4 protein-coding genes and 1 pseudogene are annotated in these 5,315 nt (G+C 74.9%); 3 read left to right on the top strand and 2 right to left on the bottom strand.

Annotated elements, in window-relative coordinates:
• A pseudogene (locus tag ACIWVC_RS27190) lies at positions 1 to 382 on the top strand (hypothetical protein); the annotation flags it as partial.
• Between the two features lie 84 nt (positions 383 to 466).
• On the opposite strand, the gene ACIWVC_RS27195 reads toward ACIWVC_RS27190, so the two are convergent.
• A complete protein-coding gene (locus tag ACIWVC_RS27195; protein WP_396451138.1) occupies positions 467 to 2,350 on the bottom strand; it encodes a helix-turn-helix domain-containing protein in 1,884 nt (627 codons plus the stop codon).
• 11 nt (positions 2,351 to 2,361) lie between these two features.
• Positions 2,362 to 3,150, bottom strand: a complete 789-nt coding sequence (locus ACIWVC_RS27200) for a 3-hydroxybutyrate dehydrogenase (RefSeq protein ID WP_396451136.1) — start codon at positions 3,148 to 3,150, stop codon at positions 2,362 to 2,364.
• 174 nt (positions 3,151 to 3,324) lie between these two features.
• On the opposite strand from ACIWVC_RS27200, the gene ACIWVC_RS27205 reads away from it, so the two are divergent.
• Both ACIWVC_RS27205 and ACIWVC_RS27210 read left to right on the top strand, forming a co-directional pair.
• On the top strand, positions 3,325 to 4,275 hold the full coding sequence (locus ACIWVC_RS27205) for an alpha/beta fold hydrolase (RefSeq protein ID WP_396451135.1): 951 nt from the start codon (positions 3,325 to 3,327) through the stop codon (positions 4,273 to 4,275).
• A 55-nt stretch (positions 4,276 to 4,330) separates the two neighbouring features.
• On the top strand, positions 4,331 to 5,038 hold the full coding sequence (locus ACIWVC_RS27210) for a helix-turn-helix transcriptional regulator (RefSeq protein WP_396451133.1): 708 nt from the start codon (positions 4,331 to 4,333) through the stop codon (positions 5,036 to 5,038).
• The last annotated feature ends 277 nt before the right edge of the window (positions 5,039 to 5,315 follow it).

Genomic DNA, 5,315 nt, shown 5'->3' on the forward strand with positions numbered 1-5,315 from the left:
CTACAAGCTGCTCGCCTTCGTCCTGTCGGCGGCCCTGTCGGGCCTCGCCGGCGGGCTGTTCACGGTCGGGCACGGCTTCGCGTCCCTGCAGGGCGTCTACTGGACGACCTCGGGCCAGGCCGTGGTGATGGTCGTCCTCGGCGGCATCGGCACCCTGTGGGGCGGCGCGATCGGCGCGGCGCTCATCGTGGAGCTGAACGACTACCTGGCCACGGCCGGGTTCGAGGAGACCGGGATCATCACCGGCGCGATCTTCATCCTGGTGGTGCTGCTGTTCCGCCGCGGGGTCTGGGGCACCGCCCGCGACCTCATCGCCGCCCGCACGTCCCGCAAGCGCCCCGCAGCCGAACCGAACGACACGAAAGTGGGCGCGTCCGTCTGACACCCCGCGGCGTGCCGCTCCCGAGGCGGGGAGCGGCACGCCGGCGTTTCAGCGGGAGAGGCGCTTTCAACGTGAGAGGCGTTCTCAGCGGGAGAGGCGGTGCAGGCGCAGCGCGAGCTGGAGCTCGAGTGCGCGCTCGGGGGTCTGCCAGTCCTCGCCGAGCAGCCGCGAGATCCGGTCGAGGCGCTGGCTGACGGTGTTCACGTGGATGTGCAGGCGCTCCGCCGTCCGCGACAGGCTCCCGCCCGTCCCGAAGTACGCCTCCAGCGTCTGGACGAGGGACGTGCCGCGCCGCTCGTCGTAGTCGAGGACGGGCCCGAGCGCGCTCGCCAGGAAGCCCGCGACGTCCCGGTCGTCGCCGATGAGCAGGCCGACGAAGCCGAGTTCGGCCGCACCGGCGCCGTCGCCGCGGCGGCCGAGCGCCAGCAGCGCGTCGGCGCAGCGCTGCGCCTCCCGGTGCGCGGACGTGACGCCGGCCGGCCCGTGCACCGGGCCCGCCGCGCCGACCGTCGCGGGCCCGCCCAGGGACGCGCCCAGCTCCTTCGCGACCCGGCGCGCCGCGTCGCCGGGCCGGTCGCCCGGCAGGAGCAGCACGATCTCCTCGGCGCGGTCGGCGGCGAGGCCCCGCTCCACGGCCGCGTAGGACGACGCCCAGAACGCGGCCCGCTGCCGGTGGTCGCGCGAGTCGTACTTCGCGCACAGCACGATGTGCGGGGCGGTCAGGTCGACGTTCACGCGGCGGGCGCGGGCCGTCAGCGCCTCCACGCCGGCGTGGCGGCCGGACAGCAGGTCGTCCAGCAGCTCGCCGCGCACCCGGCCCTCCGCCTCGGTGACGCTGCGCTGGAACAGCAGCAGCAGCGCGGTGACGAGCGCGGCCCGCTCCAGGATCCGCTGGTCGGCGTCGTCCACCTCCTCGGAGGTGCGCAGGACCAGCGTCCCGAGCATCTCGTCGCCGGTCGACACCGACGCGATCCACAGGTCGCCGCGGCGGACCGTCCGGCCCTGGGCGCGGGCGGAGTGGGCCGAGGCCGACACCCCGGCCAGCTCGTCGTCGGTCAGGCCGGACGAGGCGTCCCCCGTCGTGGCGAGCCGGCGGCCGTCCGCGTCCAGGACGTAGAGCGTGCCGCCGAGCAGCTCGGTCACGACCGCGCCGACGTCCTCCACGCCGCCGCCGCGCACGACGACCGCCGTCATCCGGTCGTGCGCGCGCGCCGCCCGCTCCACGGCCGCGCTGCGCGCCTTGACCTCCTCGTTGGCGGCGCTCAGCTCGTCCAGGGCGGTGCGGGTCTCCTCCAGGAGGCGCGCGTTGTCGATGGCGATCGCGGCGTGCGCGGCCAGCGACCCGAGCAGCGCGACCTCCTCCTGGTCGAACGGCCGCTCGCTCCGGTTCGCCGCCGTCAGGACGCCGATGACGCGGCTGCCGAGCTTCATCGGCACGCCGAGTATCGCGACGAGGCCCTCCTCGATGACCGCGTCGTCGATGAAGCCGCGGTGCTCGAACTGCTCGTCGCCCAGGTAGTGGTCGCTGTTGTAGGGCATCGCCGTCTGCGCGACGAGGCCGACGAGCCCGGTGCCCATCGGCAGCCGCAGCCGCCGGAACGCCGCCGACACCGACCCGTCCGTCACCCGCATGTAGGTGTCGCCGCGCTCGTCGTCGTTCAGCGTCAGGTACGCGATGTCGGCGTTCAGCAGCCGCCGTGCGCGGCGGGTGATCGCCTCCAGCACCGCGTCGAGGTCGCGCAGCCCGGCGAGGTCGCCGGCGGTGTCGAACAGCGCCGCCAGCTCCGCCTCCCGCCGGGCGTGCCGCCGCATGATCGTCCGGACCCGGAGCGCCGCCAGCTTGGCCGCCTCCAGTTCCTCCAGGACGGCGGGCGGCGCGCCCTCCGCCCGCGCCTGGACGAGGGGGCCCTCGAACTCGACGGGGGAGGCCTCTCGGGCCAGCAGTTCGAGGAAGACGCCGCAGGACATACGGGCCATTCTCAATGGGCCGTCCAGCCGCCGTCGAGTGCGAGGGACGCGCCGGTCACCATCGACGCCGCGGGCGAGCACAGGTAGGCGACGAGCTCGGCCACCTCGTCCGGCTCGATCAGCCGCTTCACGGCCGCGTGGTCGAGCATCACCCGCTCGACGACCTCGTCCTCCGGCATTCCGTGCGCGCGCGCCTGGTCGGCGATCTGGCTCTCCACCAGCGGGGTGCGGACGTAGGCGGGGTTGACGCAGTTGGACGTGACGCCGTGCGCGGCGCCCTCCAGCGCGACCACCTTGGACAGCCCCTCCAGCCCGTGCTTGGCCGCGACATAGGCCGACTTGTACGGCGACGCCCGCAGCCCGTGCACGGACGAGATGTTGATGACGCGGCCCCAGCCCCGCTCGTACATGCCGGGCAGCGCGTCCCGCACCAGCCGGAACGGCGCCTCCAGCATCAGCCGCAGGATCCGCGCGAACATGTCCGGCGGGAACTCGTGGACGGGCGCGACGTGCTGGATGCCCGCGTTGTTGACCAGGATGTCGACGCCGGACGCCAGCCCGCCGATCGCGTCCACGTCCGCGAGGTCGGCGGGCAGCGCGACGCCGCCGATCTCGGCCGCCGCCCGCTCCGCCGCCTCCCCGTCCAGGTCCGCCACCACCACCTCGGCGCCCGCCGCCGCGAGCCGCCGCGCACATGCCCGGCCGATGCCGCCCGCGCCGCCGGTGACCAGGGCGCGCCGCCCCGACAGATCCAGCGTCCCCGAAGTCCCCGCGGCCGGCCGCGGTGTCACGCTCGTCATGCGCAGAACTTACGGAGCGCGCCCCCGCCCTCCCATGTGTCGCGGGCACACAATCCTCGGCCGGACGGTATGGGCCGGGGGCACCGGAGCGTTTCCGGCATCCCGGCTACCGGGCGGTAGTTCGTGGGGCTAGCGTTGGGCTCGCACCGGTCCCGCCCACCGCGAGGGGTATCGATGACCGACATCACGCATCGCTTCGTCCAGTCGGACAGCGGCCTGCGCATGCACGTCGCCGAGGCGGGCGAGGGGCCGCTCGTGCTGCTCCTGCACGGCTTCCCCGAATGCTGGTACTCCTGGCGGCACCAGCTCACCGCGCTCGCCGAGGCCGGGTTCCACGCCGTCGCGCCCGACCAGCGCGGCTACGCCCGCACCGGCGGCCCCGCGGAGACCGGCCAGTACACGATCCTGCACCTGGCCGGGGACGCGGTCGGGCTCATCGGCGCGCTCGGCGCGGACCGGGCCGTCGTCGCCGGCCACGACTGGGGCGCGCCCGTCGCGTGGGCGGTCGCGCAGATGCGGCCGGACAAGGTGCGCGGCGTGATCGGCATGTCGGTCCCGCACCGCCCGCGGTCCAGCCGGCCGCCGGTGGAGTCCATGCGGCGCCTGTTCGGCGACGGGTTCTACATGGTGCGGTTCCAGCGGCCGGACGCGCCGGAGGCCGAGCTCGACCGCGACCGGGCCGCGACGTTCCGCCGGATGCTGTACGGGATGTCCGGCGACGGCCCCGCCCCGGCGCTGATCGCCCCCGAGGGCGGCGGGTTCCTCGACGCGCTCCCCGAGCCGGAGAAGCTGCCCGGCTGGCTCACCGGCGCCGACATCGCGACCTACGTCGAGGAGTACGCCGGGAGCGGCTTCACCGGCCCGGTCAACTGGTACCGCAACCTGGACCGCAACTGGGAGCTCACCGCCGCCTGGCACCGCGCGCCCATCGGCCCTCCCGCCCTCTACATCGCCGGCGACCGCGACGTCGTCGCCGTCGGCGCCCGGCACGCGATCGACACCATGGGCGACTTCGTGCCGAACCTCCGCGACACCGTCTGGCTGTCCGGATGCGGCCACTGGACGCAGCAGGAGCGCCCCGCCGAGGTCAACGAGGCGATGCTCGCCTTCCTCCGCGCGCTCTGACCGCACCGGCCCCGGCGGCACCGGAAATGTCGGAGCCGGGACGTACGGTCGCCGCGTGAACCGGACCGACCGCTTGTACGCGCTCGTGGAGGAACTGCGCGCCTGCGCGCCGCGCCGCCTCGCCGCACGCGAACTGGCCGCGCGGTACGAGGTGAGCGTCCGCACCGTCGAGCGCGACATCAGCGCGCTCCAGCAGGCCGGCGTGCCGATCTTCGCGGACGTCGGCCGGGGCGGCGGCTACACCCTCGACAAGAGCCGCACGCTCCCGCCGCTGAACTTCACCCCCGCCGAGGCCGTCGCCGTCGCGATCACCCTGTCCCGCGCGGGCGGCTCGCCGTACTCGCGCGCCGCCCGCACCGCGCTCCACAAGATCGTCGCCGCCATGTCGGCGGACGACAGCGCCTCGGCCCGCGAGCTGGCCGCCCGCATCCGCTTCCTGGGCCCGGCCGGGAACGGCGGCGCGGCGTCCGTGCCCGCCGTGCTGGAGGAGGCCGTCCTGACCCGCCGCGTGGTCTGCCTCGCCTACGTCGACCGCTGGGGCGCCGAGACCGAGCGCGACGTCGAGCCCGTCACGTTCACCGCGTCCGAGAAGGGCTGGTACCTGACCGCCTGGTGCCGGATGCGCGGCGGCTGCCGCGTCTTCCGTACCGACCGCGTCCGCCGCGCCGTCCTCCTGGAGGAGACCGCCCCCGACCGCTCCGCCGAGGCCATGCACGACGACGTCCCGCCCGACTGCGTCGTCCGCCCCCTGGAGTTCGTCTGAATCGGCCGGCGTGCGCCATGATCGACGAAGCCTGCTCCCGACCGGGCCGGTGCGCGGAACAACCCCGGGGCCGTCCTCCGAGGCGGCTCTCCGACGGCGATGACCGGTCGCATGGGAGAAGGAGAGACGTGCATGTCCGACACGCCGAACTCTGAGCCGCCGAGCAGCCTGCAACGCTTCCGCGCGGAGGCGCTCGGGCGGGGGATCCCGTCCGAGGACGTGGATCGCTGGCTGGAACTGGGCCGCCCCTGCGCCGTCCTGTCCCGGGACGAGGACG

Source organism: Actinomadura sp. (assembly GCF_044508335.1).
Lineage (GTDB): Bacteria > Actinomycetota > Actinomycetes > Streptosporangiales > Streptosporangiaceae > Spirillospora.

Bases quoted from the DNA above. Each gene is read 5' to 3' on its own strand.
- ACIWVC_RS27195 (WP_396451138.1), bottom strand. From the start codon at position 2,350: ATGTCCTGCGGCGTCTTCCTCGAACTGCTGGCCCGAGAGGCCTCCCCC.
- ACIWVC_RS27200 (WP_396451136.1), bottom strand. From the start codon at position 3,150: ATGACGAGCGTGACACCGCGGCCGGCCGCGGGGACTTCGGGGACGCTG.
- ACIWVC_RS27205 (WP_396451135.1), top strand. From the start codon at position 3,325: ATGACCGACATCACGCATCGCTTCGTCCAGTCGGACAGCGGCCTGCGC.